The sequence below is a fragment of the Aeromonas rivipollensis genome (assembly GCF_037811135.1).
Taxonomy (GTDB): domain Bacteria; phylum Pseudomonadota; class Gammaproteobacteria; order Enterobacterales; family Aeromonadaceae; genus Aeromonas; species Aeromonas rivipollensis.
On the sequence record NZ_CP149130.1, the window covers coordinates 496,575 to 512,478 of the forward strand.

At 62.4% G+C, this 15,904-nt stretch carries 9 protein-coding genes; 7 read left to right on the plus strand and 2 right to left on the minus strand.

Translation table 11 applies throughout. From position 1 onward, the window contains the following. The first annotated feature begins 92 nt into the window (after window positions 1–92). The 3 genes from aceF to WIR04_RS02365 all read left to right on the plus strand — a co-directional run bounded on the left by aceF (window position 93) and on the right by WIR04_RS02365 (window position 4,649). A complete protein-coding gene (aceF, locus tag WIR04_RS02355) occupies window positions 93–1,985 on the plus strand; it encodes a pyruvate dehydrogenase complex dihydrolipoyllysine-residue acetyltransferase (protein WP_338890161.1) in 1,893 nt (630 codons plus the stop codon). A 153-nt stretch (window positions 1,986–2,138) separates the two neighbouring features. Next, window positions 2,139–3,566, plus strand: a complete 1,428-nt coding sequence (gene lpdA, locus WIR04_RS02360) for a dihydrolipoyl dehydrogenase (RefSeq protein WP_025328438.1) — start codon at window positions 2,139–2,141, stop codon at window positions 3,564–3,566. Window positions 3,567–3,692: 126 nt separating this feature from the next. After that, entirely contained in the window at window positions 3,693–4,649 is a 957-nt protein-coding gene (locus WIR04_RS02365; RefSeq protein WP_338890165.1) for a sensor domain-containing diguanylate cyclase, read from the plus strand. On the opposite strand, the gene WIR04_RS02370 is transcribed toward WIR04_RS02365, so the two are convergent. Together WIR04_RS02370 and WIR04_RS02375 are read right to left on the minus strand one after the other, a co-directional pair. After that, window positions 4,646–4,858, minus strand: coding sequence for a hypothetical protein (locus tag WIR04_RS02370; protein WP_241342566.1), 213 nt, complete (start codon window positions 4,856–4,858; stop codon window positions 4,646–4,648). The two genes, WIR04_RS02365 and WIR04_RS02370, sit on opposite strands and share 4 nt — an antisense overlap. Before the next feature lie 146 nt (window positions 4,859–5,004). Continuing rightward, a complete protein-coding gene (locus tag WIR04_RS02375) occupies window positions 5,005–6,915 on the minus strand; it encodes a methyl-accepting chemotaxis protein (protein WP_025328434.1) in 1,911 nt (636 codons plus the stop codon). A gap of 273 nt (window positions 6,916–7,188) precedes the next feature. On the opposite strand from WIR04_RS02375, the gene WIR04_RS02380 reads away from it, so the two are divergent. The 4 genes from WIR04_RS02380 (at window position 7,189) to WIR04_RS02395 (ending at window position 15,805) form a co-directional block, all read left to right on the plus strand. After that, complete coding sequence (locus WIR04_RS02380) at window positions 7,189–9,486, plus strand: patatin-like phospholipase family protein (protein ID WP_338890171.1); 2,298 nt, start codon at window positions 7,189–7,191, stop codon at window positions 9,484–9,486. A gap of 229 nt (window positions 9,487–9,715) precedes the next feature. Next, window positions 9,716–12,313: a bifunctional aconitate hydratase 2/2-methylisocitrate dehydratase gene (gene acnB, locus WIR04_RS02385; RefSeq protein ID WP_025328432.1), complete on the plus strand. Its 2,598-nt coding sequence runs from the start codon at window positions 9,716–9,718 to the stop codon at window positions 12,311–12,313. A 238-nt stretch (window positions 12,314–12,551) separates the two neighbouring features. After that, window positions 12,552–14,129 carry a cyclic diguanylate phosphodiesterase gene (locus WIR04_RS02390; RefSeq protein WP_338892432.1) on the plus strand — a complete coding sequence of 526 codons (1,578 nt, stop codon included), beginning with the start codon at window positions 12,552–12,554 and terminating at the stop codon, window positions 14,127–14,129. A 92-nt stretch (window positions 14,130–14,221) separates the two neighbouring features. Next, the gene (locus tag WIR04_RS02395) at window positions 14,222–15,805 is read left to right on the plus strand and encodes a cyclic diguanylate phosphodiesterase (protein WP_338890174.1); all 1,584 of its coding nucleotides are present in this window, start codon (window positions 14,222–14,224) and stop codon (window positions 15,803–15,805) included. Window positions 15,806–15,904: the final 99 nt, after the last annotated feature.

The following is a 15,904-nucleotide window of genomic DNA, read 5'->3' on the forward strand; positions in this document are numbered from 1 at the left end:
GAGATACACAGGGTCCGGACGGCAACAACGAGCCGGAACCTGCTCTTGCCAAGGTTAACGCGATAAACGTACGCGTAAGAGGATAAAGCACAATGTCCAAACAGATTATGGTGCCGGATATCGGTGCCGATGAAGTGGAAGTGACCGAGATCATGGTCGCCGTGGGTGACAAGGTCGAGCTCGACCAGTCCCTGATCGCCGTGGAGGGTGACAAGGCCTCCATGGAAGTCCCGGCCCCTGCCGCCGGTATCGTCAAAGAGATCCTGATCAAGGTGGGCGACAAGGTTGCCACCGGTTCCCAGATCATGATCTTCGAAGCGGAAGGCGCTGCTGCCGCCGCTCCGGCTCAGGCTGCCGCTCCGGTTGCCGCTGCACCGGCTGCCCCTGTTGCTGCCGCTGCCAAAGACGTGCACGTGCCGGACATCGGTGACGACGAAGTCGAAGTGACCGAGATCATGGTTGCCGTGGGCGACATGGTCGAAGCCGACCAGTCCATCATCGCCGTGGAAGGTGACAAGGCCTCCATGGAAGTACCGGCGCCGTTCGCGGGCCGCGTGGTCGAGATCAAGGTTGCCGCCGGCGCCAAGGTCTCTACCGGTTCCCTGGTGATGGTATTCGAAGTGGCGGGCGCCGCACCTGCTGCCGTGGCTGCTCCGGCTCCTGCCGCCGCCCCTGTGGCTGCTGCTGCCCCGGTTGCTGCCGGTGCCAAAGACGTCAACGTGCCGGACATCGGCGGTGACGAAGTGGAAGTGACCGAGATCATGGTCGCCGTGGGTGACAAGGTCGAAGCCGACCAGTCCCTGATCGCGGTGGAAGGTGACAAGGCCTCCATGGAAGTGCCAGCGCCGTTCGCCGGTGTGGTCAAGGAGATCAAGGTGAAGGCCGGTGACAAGGTCTCTACCGGTTCCCTGATCATGGTATTCGAAGTGGCTGGTGCTGCCCCTGCCGCCGCTCCGGTTGCGCAAGCTGCTGCCCCCGTTGCCGCTGCTCCTGCCGCCGCCCCGGTTGCTCAGGCTGCTGCCCCGGCTGCCGCTTCTTCCGACTTCGTGGCCAACGATGCCTACGTCCACGCCTCCCCGGCGGTACGCCGTCTGGCGCGCGAGTTCGGTGTCAATCTGGCCAAGGTGAAGGCCTCAGGTCGCAAGGGCCGTATCGTCAAAGAAGACGTGCAGGCTTACGTGAAGGATGCGGTCAAGCGCGCCGAGTCTACACCGGCTGCAGGTCAAGGCACTGGCAACGGCATGAGCGTGCTGCCGTGGCCGAAGGTGGACTTCAGCAAGTTCGGTCCGGTCGAAGAGCTGGAACTGACCCGGATCCAGAAGATCTCCGGTCCTGCCCTGCATCGCAACTGGGCCATGATCCCTCATGTCACCCAGTTCGACGAAGCCGACACCACCGAGCTGGAAGCCTTCCGCAAAGAGCAGAACATCCTGGCCGAGAAGCAGAAGCTGGACGTGAAGATCACCCCGCTGGTGTTCATCCTGAAGGCGGCCGCCAAGGCCCTGGAAGCGCACCCGCGCTTCTGCAGCGCCCTGTCCGAAGATGGCACCAAGCTGATCATGAAGAAGTACATCCACATCGGTGTGGCGGTAGACACTCCGGGGGGCCTGGTTGTGCCGGTCGTTCGCGACGTCAACAAGAAGGGCATCCATGAGCTGTCCCGCGATCTGGCCGAGATCTCCAAGAAGGCCCGTGCCGGCAAGCTGACCGCTGCCGACATGCAAGGTGGTTGCTTCACCATATCCAGCCTGGGTGGCATCGGCGGTACCAGCTTTACCCCGATCGTCAATGCGCCGGAAGTCGCCATCCTGGGCGTCTCCAAGTCCGACTTCAAACCGAAGTGGAACGGCAAGGAGTTCGAACCGCGCCTGATGCTGCCGCTGGCCCTGAGCTATGACCACCGTGTCATCGACGGCGCCGATGGTGCTCGCTTCATCACCACCCTGAGTGGTGTGCTGTCCGACATTCGTCGACTGGTTCTGTAAATGTAAATGAGAGGGCGAGCACAGAGCTCGCCCTTTTCACTTCTCATTTCATTAACAAAATTATAAACTTGCCCCGTTTTTTTCACGGCTGCAGCCGCCTTCTTTGGCATAAGACTGTGCTGTCCGGGGATATAGAACGACAAAGAGGTCATGATGAGTAAAGAAATCAAAACTCAGGTCGTAGTACTGGGTGCTGGCCCTGCCGGTTATTCCGCTGCTTTCCGTGCCGCCGATCTGGGTCTGGATACCGTTATCGTCGAGCGCTACTCCACCCTGGGTGGCGTCTGCCTCAACGTGGGCTGCATCCCGTCAAAGGCGCTGCTGCACGTTGCCAAAGTGATCGAAGAAGCCAAGGCGCTGGCCGAGCACGGCATCGTCTTCGGTGCCCCTCAGACCGACATCGACAAGGTGCGTCTGTGGAAAGAGAAGGTCATCAATCAGCTGACCGGCGGTCTGGCCGGTATGGCCAAGATGCGTAAAGTCCAGGTTGTGAACGGCTTCGGCAAGTTCACCGGCCCGAACACCCTCGAAGTGGAAGGCGCCGACGGCAAGACCACCGTCACCTTCGACAACGCCATCATCGCGGCCGGTTCCCGTCCGGTGAAGCTGCCCTTCATCCCCCACGATGACCCCCGCGTCTGGGATTCGACCGATGCGCTGGAACTGACCACAGTACCGGGCAAGCTGCTGGTTATCGGCGGTGGCATCATCGGTCTGGAGATGGGTACCGTTTACTCCTCCCTGGGTTCCGAGATCGACGTGGTGGAATTTGCCGATCAGCTGGTACCGGCTGCGGACAAAGACATCGTCAAGATCTACACCAAGCGCGTTGCCAAGAAATTCAACATCATGCTGGAGACCAAGGTCACTGCAGTTGAAGCCCGTGAAGACGGCCTGTACGTCTCCTACGAAGGCAAGCACGCCCCGGCCGAACCGGTTCGCTACGACAACGTGCTGGTCGCGGTCGGTCGTGTGCCGAACGGCAAGCTGATGGACGCCGAGAAAGCCGGTGTTGCCGTCAACGAGCGCGGTTTCATCGAAGTGGACAAGCAGCTGCGTACCAACGTTCCGCACATCCATGCCATCGGTGACATCGTCGGTCAGCCGATGCTGGCTCACAAGGGTGTGCACGAAGGCCACGTGGCGGCCGAAGTCATCGCCGGCAAGAAGCACTACTTCGACCCGAAAGTGATCCCGTCCATCGCCTACACCGAGCCAGAGATGGCCTGGGTCGGTCTGACCGAGAAGGAAGCCAAGCAACAGGGCCTGAACTTCGAAGTCGCCACCTTCCCCTGGGCTGCCTCCGGCCGCGCCATCGCCTCCGATTGCGCCGACGGCATGACCAAGCTGATCTTCGACAAGGACAGCAACCGCGTCATCGGTGGTGCCATTGTTGGTACCAACGGTGGTGAGCTGCTGGGCGAGATCGGTCTGGCCATCGAGATGGGTGCCGACGCCGAAGATCTGGCGCTGACCATCCACGCTCACCCGACTCTGCACGAGTCCGTGGGCCTGGCAGCCGAAGTGTTCGAAGGCTCCATCACCGATCTGCCGAACGCCAAGGCCAAGAAGAAAAAGTAATTTTCTTCTCCGCTTGCATAAAAAAGCCGCTCGAATGAGCGGCTTTTTTGTTTCTTCATGAGAAAAGAGATTTGTTCGAGGCCTCTTGCTATGCTGAGGCCTGTCATATCAAGCGACGATCTGCCAATGCAAGCACCTGCCATACCCGATTACGAACGACAGCGTCTCGATGCCTTGCGGCGTCTCGCCATTCTGGACAGCTCGGCCGAGGAGCGATTCGACCGCATCACCCGGATGGCGCGCAACCTGTTCGAGGTTCCCATCTCGCTGATCTCTCTGGTGGATGAGGAACGGCAGTGGTTCAAGTCCCGCTGTGGCCTGGATGCGCAGGAGACCCCCCGCGACATCTCCTTCTGCGGTCATGCGATCCTAGGCGAGGAGATCTTCGTGGTGGAGGACACTGCCCTGGATCTGCGCTTCGCCGACAATCCCCTGGTGCTGGGGGATCCCTACATTCGCTTCTATGCCGGCAGCCCCTTGCAGCTTGCGGGGGGCCACAAGGTGGGTACCCTCTGCCTCATAGATCGCAGGCCACGCCTGCTGGATGAGCGCCAGAAGTCACTGTTGGTGGATCTGGCGGGCATGGTGGAGCACGAGTTGGCGGCCATTCAACTGGCCATCCTGGACGAGCTGACCGGCATCACCAATCGCCGCGGTTTCATCATGCTGGGGCAAAAGTGCCTGCAGCTCTCCCATCGGCAGGGACAGGAGGCGAGCTTGCTGTTCCTCGATCTCAACCGTTTCAAGGAGATTAACGACACCTTGGGGCACGAGGTGGGGGATGACGCCCTGCGTCAGATGGCGGCCCTGCTGTCCCGGGTGTTTCGCAACGCCGATATCTTTGCCCGTCTGGGGGGCGACGAGTTCGTGGTGCTGCTGCCCGGCATAGGGCCCGAGCTGGTGTCACGGGTGCTGGTCCGCTTCGATGAGGCGCTGGCTAGCTTCAACCGGGAGGCGGGCAAACCCTATCTGCTGACCTGCTCCACAGGGGTGGCTCACTATGATCCGGCGTTGCCCCCCGAATTGGAGCTACTGCTGCAACAGGCGGACAAGCAGATGTACGACCACAAAAAAAGGCGCTAGCAGCGCCCCTTCTTGGCCTGTCCCGGTGGACAGAAGTGACCCCTGTGGCCGCCATGATAGTCATCGTAGTAATAGCCATCATGATGGCCATCGTAGACCCGGATCCGGGTGTCATCCAGGCTGACATCGGCGCCGTGCACCCGCACCGGGCCGCTGCTACAGGCTGACAACAACGCGCCCAGTACCATTACCATCATCAGTTTGCCCATATTGTTCTCCTTCACTCTCCTTTGATTATGCGGTATTCCGGCAGCGACCCTGAGTCAGATTTGCGCCGCAGCGTCATGGCTTGCCGTTGTCACAAAACAGGGAGCGCTGCGGCGCTCCCTGGGTGAGGGGGTGGAGAGTGGGAGACTCAGAGCCGGAAGTTGCCGACCAGCTTGTCGAGCTCGCCGGAGAGCTGCTGCAGACTGCGGCTGGACTCCGTCAGCTGGTGGGCGATGTCGGCTGTCTCCATGGTGAGCTGGTTGATGTCCTCCACGTTGCGGTTGATCTCCCCCACCACGCTGGATTGCTCCTCGGTGGCGGTGGCGACCTGGATGTTCATGTCGCTGATCTGGGTGATGTGGGCGGTGATCTGGCCGAGCGCCCCGTTGGCGGCATCGGCCTGGGTCACCACTTCCAGACTCTGGTTGCGGCCCTGGGCCATGGCGCTGACGGCGCGAGCGCTCTGCTCCTGGAGGCGGTTGATCATGCCCTGGATCTCGGCGGTGGAGGCGGCGGAGCGGCTGGCGAGGTTGCGCACCTCGTCGGCCACAACGGCGAAGCCGCGACCCTGTTCACCGGCGCGGGCGGCCTCGATGGCGGCGTTCAGCGCCAGCAGGTTGGTCTGCTCCGAGATGCTGCGGATGGTGTCGAGTATGCTGCCGATGGAGTCGGTCTGGCTCGCCAGGGATTCGATGACTCCGGCCACCTGCTCGATTTCACCGGAGAGACCGACGATGCCGTGGCGGGCCTGCGCCACCACGACCGCACCCGCATCGGCCTGATCGTTGGCCTGCCTGGCCACATCGGCGGCGAGGGACGCATTGCCGGCGATCTCGCTGACGGTGGCGCCCATCTCGTGGATGGCGGTGGCGACCTGGACGGTGCGATCCCGCTGGGCGGTGCAGTTGTGCTGGGTCAGCTGGGCCTTGGCGGCCACCTCGTTGGCGGTGGCGGCGAGCTGGCGGGAGTTGTTCGCCACCTGCTCGATGGAGCCATGGATCTTGGCGACGAAGTTGTTGAAACCGGTGGCGACCTGGCTCAGTTCGTCCCGTCCTTCCACCTTGAGGCGCTGGGTCAGATCCCCGTCACCACTGCCCAGTTCCCGGAACAGGCGAGCCAGTTCGTTGAGGGGGCGACTGACGGAGCCAGCCAGCAGGACGCCAAGCAGCCCCATGCCGACGGCGATGAGCAGGCTCACCAGCACTATGTGCAGCCGCGCCTTGTCCAGCTCGGCATAGATCTCGGCTTCCGGCACCTGGGCTACCAGATACCAGTCGAGCAGGGGAATGTAGCTGGTGGCGAGCACCACGGGCTGGCCATCTATTTCGGCGTGGGTGGCGGCAAAGGGCTGCTTGGTCATCAGTGCGCCGGCGCCCGGGCCTGCCAGCTGACTCAGGCTGTCGCGGTCGATGCGAGCGGCGTCCGGGTGCAGTTTCACCTTGCCGCTGCCATCTGTCATGAAGACGAAGCCGCTGTCGCCGATGCGGAAGTTGGCGAGCATGCTGACCATGCTGTCGAGAGACTTTGCGAGCCCGGCCAGACCGCGCCCGTCGAGCTGCTGGAAGTTGACGAACAGCTTCACCTCGCCATTGCTCTCGCGAAAGATGCTGAGCATCAGGTCCTGTCCGCTCTTGGTGTAGTCGTAGAACCAGTTGTCCTGTTCATGGTTCAGGATGCGCAGGAAGCCGTCCTGGTTGTAGTAGGCGGCGCTCTGGCGATCGGCGAAGGAGGCGGTGACCAGGCCATACTGGCTGGTCATGTCCTTGAGCTGGTCGATGAGGATGGACTCCTGCTCCTTGGGCATGCCGCGGGCCACCCAGTCCAGCACGAAGCGATCATTGGCCAGCTGCCTGGCGGCGCTCGCGACCGAGGTGAGATCCTTCTCGATCTCCTTGCCGATCCGCTGGGTCAGGTTGGGCAGCTCCTGCTCGAACATGCGGGTCTCGATCAGCTGCTGGGCCGAGCGCTGGCTGAAGTAGCCCACCAGCAGGCAGGAGAGAGCCACGGCGAGGATGACGGTGGCCAGAATTTTCTGTTTGAGTGTCAGGCTTGCGAACATAAGGGTGACTCGGGGTGTGGGCCTAAGGTTGAGTACATATTAACGGCTGGCCGGGCGCGCTCTTGAGGTGGTGGCGGCGATTATTGCCGATTAACGTTTGCGATCACATCAGGTCGGGACTGAATTGGGGCCTGGCATCCCTGACCCTGTCGTTGAAGGGCGATGACATCTCGCCAGCGCGGCCGGTTGCAGTTAAAGTTCTTCAACTTATCGCTGGCGGCGCCCACGTCGGCGGAAAGCTCACTCGACTCGCACGGATCAATGGACACTCATATGCGCATCTTTCATCGGGGATGGACCCATCTGCTTATGCTTCTGCTGGCGACCCTGCCGCTCATGGCGGCCGCACAGGCCGGCGATACCGCCCAGGTGCGAGGCGGTAGCGCCAAGGCTGACCGACCCAGGATAGCCCTGGTGCTGAGCGGCGGCGGCGCCAAGGGGGCGGCCCACATAGGGGTGCTCAAGGTGCTGGAGGAGAAGCGCATCCCGGTCGACATCGTCGTCGGCACCAGCATGGGCTCCTACGTGGCGGGCATGTACGCCATGGGGCTCAGTGCCGAGGAGGTGGAGCGGATAACGCTCGCCATCGACTGGAACAAGGGTTATCAGGACAAGGTCGGTCGTGACGAGCTCTCCCTGCGCAAGAAGCAGCAGAGCGAGAAGTACCAGCTGCGCACCGACATCGGAGTCAACGGGGATTCCACCCAGTTGCCTGACGGTTTCTTCCAGGGCCAATCCATGGCCAGCCTGCTGCGCCATGCCACCTCCAACCTGCCGGCGCAGAAGAGCTTCGACGATCTGCCCATTCCCTACCGCGCCGTGGCCACCGACATGGAGACTGTGACCCCCTTCGTGCTGGACAGTGGCAGCCTGGCCAAGGCGATGCAGGCCTCCATGTCCATCCCCGGCGCCCTCAAGCCCGTGGAGTGGGAGGGGCACATCCTGGCCGACGGCGGCACCGTCAACAACATGCCGGTGGACGTGGCCAAGGCCATGGGGGCCGACGTGGTGATAGCGGTGGACATAGGGGCCAAGCTGCGCACCCGGGAGTCGCTGAAGTCGGGGCTAGCCATGATAGATCAGCTCACCACCTACATGACCCAGGTCGGCACCGAGAAGCAGAAGGCGCTGCTGGGGCCGAAGGATGTGCTGCTCAGCCCTGAGTTTGGCAACATGGGGATCGCCGACTTTGTCCTGATGCCCGAGGGGATCAAGCAGGGAGAGGCGGTGGCCAACCGGGCCTCTGCCCAGCTCGATGCCTTGTCGCTCTCCCCCGACGCTTACGCGGATTACCGCAACAAGAAGCTGAGCCGCCGTGCCGAACGCAGCGGCCAGCCGGCCTACTACATCGACAAGGTGGAGATCCTCAACAAGTCGCGCCTCTCCGACGACACTGTGCGTGGCATGTTCAAGATACGTCCGGACAAGGTACAGACCTATGAGAGCCTGGAAGCGGGCATTCGCCGGCTCTATGCGCTGGAGTCGTTCGATCGCATCACCTACGAGGTGGAGGAGCGGGACGGCGAGAACGTGCTGGTGGTGGATGCCAGCGAGAAGAACTGGGGGCCGGGCTATCTCAACTTCCAGCTCGGCTTCTCCGATGACTTCGAGAGCAGCTCCAACTACAACGTCGGCATGTCCTACACCCTGACCAACGTCAACGACTGGGGCGCCGAGTGGCTGACCGAGGCGTCGCTCGGCACGGCCAAGCACCTCAAGACCGACTTCTACACGCCGCTGGAGCCCTCCCAGACCTTCTATGGCGAGGCGAGCCTGGCCTATGACAAGACCCAGCGCCGGGTCTTCTTCCCGGAGGAGGATGTGCAACTGTCTGGAGTCCGTTATCTGGACTCGGAGTACAGCTTCACCAGTGTGGATCTCGCCGTCGGCTGGAATCGTCAACCCTGGAGCAGGTTGTCCCTGGGGCTGGAGGGCAAGGTCGGCGGGGTCGATATCCAGAATATCGCCAATGCGGATGCGGACGCTTCCGCCTGGGGTCCCTATGTCCGTTTCGAACACGACACCCTCGACAGCCGCTACTTCCCCTACGCGGGGATCTACTGGGACATCAAGGGGGGATATTCCCATATCGAGCTTGATCCGTCCGAAGGTCCCTCCGAGCAGACCGAGGGGCTCAACTATCACCTGGTGATGGTCAAGCCCTGGTCCTGGGACAGGCACAGCCTCAACCTGATGCTGGAAGGGGGTGGCTCCACCTCGCAGGAAACTGTGCCCCTGTTCGTGCAGGATCTGGGGGGGCTGTTCCGTATGTCCGGCTTCCAGCACTACCAGCTGAGTGGCCGCTACAGCCTGTTCAGCGGTCTGCGCTACATCTACCGGGTGGCGGACAACGACTTCGGTGCCTTCAAGGCCCCCCTGTTCCTCGGGGGCTCCCTCGAGCAGGGCGGGGTCTGGGACAAGGGGAGCGACATCAGTCTGGAGTCCTCCTATACCGCCGGCTCCGTCTATGTGGGGGTGGAGAGCTTCCTCGGCCCCATCTTCCTCGGCTATGGCATGGCGGAGGGGGGGCACGACATGTTCTATCTGCAATTGGGCACTACGTTCCAATAAGGGTGAAATGCTGACTTTTTGTTAACTTGCCTGTGCTGTGTCTCTTGTCAGTTTAAAAAACTCCAGTTGGCTTATATGGTTATGCTGGTTTGGTGAATAACTGCACAGGGTTTGGATTTTAATTAGTCGTTAAAACTTATATAGTGGGGGGCACCCTACGGGTGTCCCGCAAGGACGATCGCCGCGAGCTTGGGCGAACCCCAAAAAAAAGACCAAAGAGGAATTAGTCGTGCTTGAAACATACCGTAAACACGTCGCAGAACGTGCCGCCGAGGGCGTGGTTGCCAAACCTCTGGATGCAGAGCAGGTCGCCGCCCTGGTTGAACTGCTCAAGAACCCGCCCGCCGGTGAACATGATTTTCTGAAAGAACTGTTGTCCTCCCGCATTCCCCCGGGTGTTGATGAAGCGGCCTATGTCAAAGCCGGCTTCCTCACCGCCGTCGCTAAGGGCGAGACCCACTCACCCATACTGACCGCGGCCGAAGCGGTCGAGCTGCTCGGCACCATGCAGGGTGGCTACAACATCCAGCCGCTGATCGATCTGCTGGACGACGCCTCCCTGGCTCCTCTTGCTGCCAAGGGCCTGTCCCACACCCTGCTGATGTTCGACTCCTTCCACGACGTGGAAGAGAAGGCGAAGGCGGGTAATGCCCACGCCCAGCAAGTGCTGCAGTCCTGGGCCGATGCCGAGTGGTTCCTGAACCGCCCCGCCCTGGCCGAGAAGATCACCGTCACAGTGTTCAAGGTGACCGGCGAAACCAACACCGACGATCTGTCCCCGGCACCGGATGCCTGGTCCCGTCCCGACATTCCGCTCCATGCCCTGGCCATGCTGAAGAACGCCCGCCCCGGCATCACCCCGGACAAGGACGGCGTCATCGGCCCGGTCAAGGCCATCGAAGAGCTCAAGCAGACCGGCTTCCCGCTGGCCTACGTCGGCGACGTGGTCGGTACCGGCTCCTCCCGCAAATCTGCCACCAACTCGGTGCTCTGGTTCATGGGCGACGACATTCCGTTCGTGCCGAACAAGCGCGCCGGTGGCGTTTGCCTGGGCGGCAAGATTGCCCCCATCTTCTTCAACACCATGGAAGATGCCGGTGCCCTGCCCATCGAAGTGGATGTCTCCAGGCTGGAGATGGGCGATGTGATCGACATCTTCCCCTATGAGGGCAAGATCACCCGTCACGGCACCGACGAGGTGCTGGCCCGCTTTGAATTGAAAACCGACGTGCTGATCGACGAAGTGCGCGCCGGTGGCCGCATTCCGCTGATCATCGGCCGTGGCCTGACCGACAAGGCCCGCGAGGCGCTGGGCCTGCCGTTCTCCACCGTGTTCCGTCGCCCGCAACCGGTGGCCGATACCGGCAAGGGTTACACCCTGGCCCAGAAGATGGTGGGCAAGGCGTGCGGCGTGCAGGGCATACGCCCTGGCACCTACTGCGAGCCGCGCATGACCACGGTCGGCTCCCAGGACACCACTGGCCCCATGACCCGCGACGAGCTGAAAGACTTGGCCTGCCTCGGCTTCTCCGCCGATCTGACCATGCAGTCCTTCTGCCACACCGCTGCCTACCCCAAACCCATAGACGTGCAGACCCACCACACCCTGCCGGACTTCATCATGAACCGCGGTGGCGTCTCCCTGCGTCCGGGTGACGGCGTCATCCACTCCTGGCTGAACCGCATGCTGCTGCCGGATACAGTGGGCACCGGTGGTGACTCCCACACCCGTTTCCCCATCGGCATCTCCTTCCCGGCGGGTTCCGGTCTGGTGGCCTTCGCCGCCGCCACCGGCGTGATGCCGCTGGACATGCCGGAATCCGTGCTGGTGCGCTTCAAGGGCGAGCTGCAACCGGGCATCACCCTGCGTGATCTGGTCCATGCCATCCCCTACGCCGCCATCCAGAAGGGGCTGCTGACCGTCGAGAAAGCGGGCAAGAAGAACATCTTCTCCGGCCGCATCCTCGAGATCGAAGGTCTGCCGACCCTGAAGGTAGAGCAAGCCTTCGAGCTGGCAGACGCCAGCGCCGAGCGCTCCGCCGCCGGTTGCACCATCAAGCTGGATCAGGCCCCGATCATCGAGTACCTGAAGTCCAACATCGTGATGCTGAAATGGATGCTGTCCGAAGGCTACGGCGACGTGCGCACCATCACCCGCCGCATCAAGGGGATGGAAGAGTGGCTGGCCAATCCGGTGCTGATGGAAGCGGACAAGGACGCCGAGTACGCCGAAATCATCGAGATCGATCTGGCCACCATCAAGGAACCCATCCTCTGTGCGCCGAACGATCCGGACGACGCCCGCCTGCTCTCCGACGTGGCTGGCAGCCAGATCGATGAGGTGTTCATCGGTTCCTGCATGACCAACATCGGCCACTTCCGTGCCGCCGGCAAACTGCTCGAGAAGTACCAGGGCGAGCTGCCGACCCGCATGTGGATCGCGCCGCCCACCAAGATGGACAAGGATCAGCTGACCGAAGAGGGCTACTACGGCATCTTCGGCCGGGTCGGTGCCCGCATCGAGATCCCGGGCTGCTCCCTGTGCATGGGCAACCAGGCGCGCGTGGCGGAAGGGGCCTCCGTGGTTTCTACCTCCACACGCAACTTCCCGAACCGTCTGGGTAAAGGTGCCAACGTCTACCTGGCGTCTGCGGAGCTGGCTGCTGTTGCCGCCATTCTCGGCAAGATCCCGACAGTGGCGGAGTACCTGCAATACGCCAAGACCCTGGATGCCACGGCGGCCGACACTTACCGCTACCTCAACTTCAACGAAATCGCCTCCTACACCAAGAAGGCCGATGCGGTGATTTTGCAACAGGCGGTCTAAGCCTTGTCGGTCTGACCACTGGAAATAACAATGCCGCGTCCTGACGCGGCATTTTCCATTTATGGGGGTTGCGCGATAATGGGCCGCCAATCTCCCGCCATTGCGTCGTCGATTTCTTTTACCAGCGCGCTGCGTTAGGTTGTCTGGCCTGAATGGTCCCATTGTCTTCTGTGCGAGATGGGCGTTATTTCACTGCGGTGCTTGCCAGGGCAAGCCTGCGAATTGCGGCGTGGTTTCTATGTTCCTGTTCCGGATTGATCTTGCCCGTACGAGATGGCGCCTTGGCTGTGCCTTGCTGGTCTTGACCCTGCCACTGCTGGCGGGAGGCTGGATGGTGCACAACAGCTATGAGCAGGAGTTGAAGAGCGACGCCAGCGCCTCCGCCTACAAGGCGCGAACCTTGCTTGAGCGCATGCTGGATCAGGCCGAGCAGGCCAACCTGGAGGCATTGCCGCTGGTGAACCGGCCCTGTAGCGGCAACCTGCTGCAACTGCGCAAGAGAGTGGCCCTCGAGCCTTTCCTGCGCTCGGTCAATCTGGTGCGCGACGGGGTGATCAACTGCACCTCGCTGTTTGGAGCTGTCCATGAGGTGGATGACAGGTCGGTCTACACGCAGAACAAGTTGCTGCTGATGCGCGGCAACAAGGTGCGTCAGAATCATCCGCTGCTGGTGGTGCGCCATGATCGCGGGCGCGATGCGGCGCTGAGCGCCATCGACAGCACCCAGCTCAGCTTCATGCTCGCCATGAGCAGCGACAGCAGCGAGCTCTACCTGCAGGTCGGGTCGGCCTGGATCGATGAATCCGGCCATCACCAGAACCGGCCCCCCAGGCTGCACAGCAAGACTCGCCTTGCCCTCGCCTCCCACCGCTACCCCTTCGCCATCCATGCGGGCTATGCCATGCCGCTCTACTGGCACTCCCTGTGGGAGGCTCGCCATCTGGCCCTGCTGTGGCTGGCCGGCACCTCTGTGCTGCTCGCGCTGCTGGTGTGGTGGGTGCTCGGTCGCCCTGGCTCCCCGACGGACGAGCTGAGGCGCGGGTTGCTGGCGGGGGAGTTCGTTCCCTACCTGCAACCCCTGATGGCCAGCAAGGACGGCCGCATGGTGGGGGCCGAGGTGCTGATGCGCTGGCAGCACCCGAGCTCAGGCTTGATCCGCCCGGATTTATTCATCCCCCAGGCGGAAGAGTCCGGGCTGATAGTGCCCATGACCACCCATCTCATGAAGGTGGTGGCCCATCGCCTGAAGCAGGTGCAGAGCCAGCTGCCCGAGGGATTTCACATCAGCTTCAACATCAGCGCCGCCCACTGCCGGGATCTCTCCCTGCTGACGGAGTGCCGCGCCTTCCTCGCCCACTTCCAGCCGGGTCGGGTGGCACTGGTGCTGGAGCTGACCGAGCGGGAGCTGCTGGTGGCCAACCCCCATACCCTCTCCCTGTTCGCACAGCTGGACGAGATGGGGGTCAAGCTCGCCATCGATGACTTTGGCACCGGCCACTCCAGCCTGATCTACCTGCAGCAGTTCCATGTGGACTATCTCAAGATCGATCGCTCCTTCATAGGGCGCATCGGCACCGAGTCCCTTTCCGAACACATAGTCGACAACGTGATCGATCTCGGTCGCAGGCTGGGCCTGGCCCTGGTCGCCGAAGGGGTCGAGACCGAGCACCAGGCCGCGTACCTCAGGGGCAAGGGGGTCCACTACCTGCAGGGATACCTGTTCGCGCGCCCCCAGCCGCTGCGTCAGTTCTGCCAGGGGTTGACGGCAGGGGAGGCGGATACCCAGCCGGTTGCCGGTCGCGCCACTTCCGCCTGAGCACCTCAGTGCGGTTGCTCGTTATTTGACCGGTTAGGCCTGGGTTCAGCTTGGGTTGCTAACATGGCGATCCTTTACGAACGGGATCCGCCATGCGTTATTGCTCCGCGGCCGACACGGCCAGACCCAGGCCAAGACTGCTGATCACCTTGCTGATGTTCGCGCTGCCCATGCTGCTCGGCAACTGGGCCATGCTCGTTCGCTATCGGGTCGATCTGCAGTGGGAGTCCCATCAGGCGGCGAGCCATACCCTGGCGCTGATGGAAACCATGCTGTCTCATGCCCAGGCGGCCAATCGCCAGGCCTTACCATTTCTGGGCAAGCCCTGCGCCACTGCGCTGCCGACCCTCAGATCCCTGGTCGCCATGGTGCCCTTCGTGCGTTCGGTCAACCTGAGCCAGGGAGACAGCATCTACTGCACCTCCCAGTTTGGCCGACGCCGGATCCCCTATACCGCCGAGCAGTACAGTCAGGGCCAGCTGCGCCTGATGGAAGGGAACGAGGTGCGGCGGCATCATCCCGTCCTCTCGGTGCGCACCGGCACTGTGCAAGGGGCGGTGATGACCCTGATCGATGGGGATTACCTCAACTTCATGCTGAGACTCAACCAGGGAGCCATGCCCCTGATGCTCAGGGTGGGTGATTGCTGGCTCGACGAGGAGGGCCACTTCTTCGCCGCCAAGCCTTCCCTGGCGAGTCAGGGGCATGTCGAGCTCCAGGCTGCTGGCTATCCTCTCTCCATCTATGCGGGCTACTCCTCTGCGCCCACCCTGATGGGGCTGTGGTGGCATCATGGCTTCGGGGTCTGGCTGCTGTTTGCCTTCAGTGCCGGTGTAGCCTTGCTCATGTGGTGGCTGCTGGGGCGTCCCCGCTCCCCGACCAGCGAGCTGGCCCGGGCCCTGCGGGCCAAAGAATTCATTCCCTACCTGCAACCCCTGGTGGAGAGCGGCAGCGAACGCATCATGGGGGCCGAGGTGCTGATGCGCTGGCAGCATCCCGACGTGGGGCTGATCCGGCCGGATCTCTTCATTCCCCAGGCGGAGGCCAGCGGCCTGATAGTGCCCATGACCAGCCTCATCATGGGGAAGGTGGGGCCGCAGCTGGCCGCGAGCCAGGCGCAGTTGCCCGATGGCTTCCATGTCAGCTTCAACATCAGTGCGGCCCATTGCCGCGACGACAGCCTGCTGGAGGAGTGCCGCAGCTTCCTCGCCCGCTTCGCACCGGGCAAGGTGATCCTGGTGCTGGAGCTGACCGAGCGGGAGCTGCTGGTGGCGGATCTCCATACCCTCTCGCTGTTCCAGGCGTTGAACGAGATGGGGATCAAGCTGGCCATAGATGATTTTGGCACCGGCCACTCCAGCCTGGTCTATCTGCAGCAGTTCCATGTGGACTACCTCAAGATCGACCAGTCCTTCATCGCGCGCATAGGTACCGAGTCCCTTTCCGAGCACATAGTCGACAACGTGATCGATCTGGGCCACCGTCTCGGCCTGGCGCTGGTAGCCGAAGGGGTCGAGACCCGCGAACAGGCGGAGTATCTCAAGGGCAAGGTGACCTATCTGCAGGGCTACCTGCTCGGCCGCCCCATGCCCATCCAGCAATTCTGCGACGAGTGGCTGGCGCAGGAGTCCTCGCCAGCGATTGACGCCGAAGAGGCGCTGCTTGAACCAGCCTGAGCCAGACCTGTCACCCAGGCCGCATCAGGGCAGTGCCTGACAGTGGTCCCCCCTGATGAGCAAGCCCCGGCGAGTGCCGGGGCTTTTGTATCCGAGATC

Bases quoted from the DNA above. Each gene is read 5' to 3' on its own strand.
- aceF (WP_338890161.1), top strand. From the start codon at position 93: ATGTCCAAACAGATTATGGTGCCGGATATCGGTGCCGATGAAGTGGAA.
- lpdA (WP_025328438.1), top strand. From the start codon at position 2,139: ATGAGTAAAGAAATCAAAACTCAGGTCGTAGTACTGGGTGCTGGCCCT.
- WIR04_RS02365 (WP_338890165.1), top strand. From the start codon at position 3,693: ATGCAAGCACCTGCCATACCCGATTACGAACGACAGCGTCTCGATGCC.
- WIR04_RS02370 (WP_241342566.1), bottom strand. From the start codon at position 4,858: ATGGGCAAACTGATGATGGTAATGGTACTGGGCGCGTTGTTGTCAGCC.
- WIR04_RS02375 (WP_025328434.1), bottom strand. From the start codon at position 6,915: ATGTTCGCAAGCCTGACACTCAAACAGAAAATTCTGGCCACCGTCATC.
- WIR04_RS02380 (WP_338890171.1), top strand. From the start codon at position 7,189: ATGCGCATCTTTCATCGGGGATGGACCCATCTGCTTATGCTTCTGCTG.
- WIR04_RS02390 (WP_338892432.1), top strand. From the start codon at position 12,552: ATGTTCCTGTTCCGGATTGATCTTGCCCGTACGAGATGGCGCCTTGGC.
- WIR04_RS02395 (WP_338890174.1), top strand. From the start codon at position 14,222: ATGCGTTATTGCTCCGCGGCCGACACGGCCAGACCCAGGCCAAGACTG.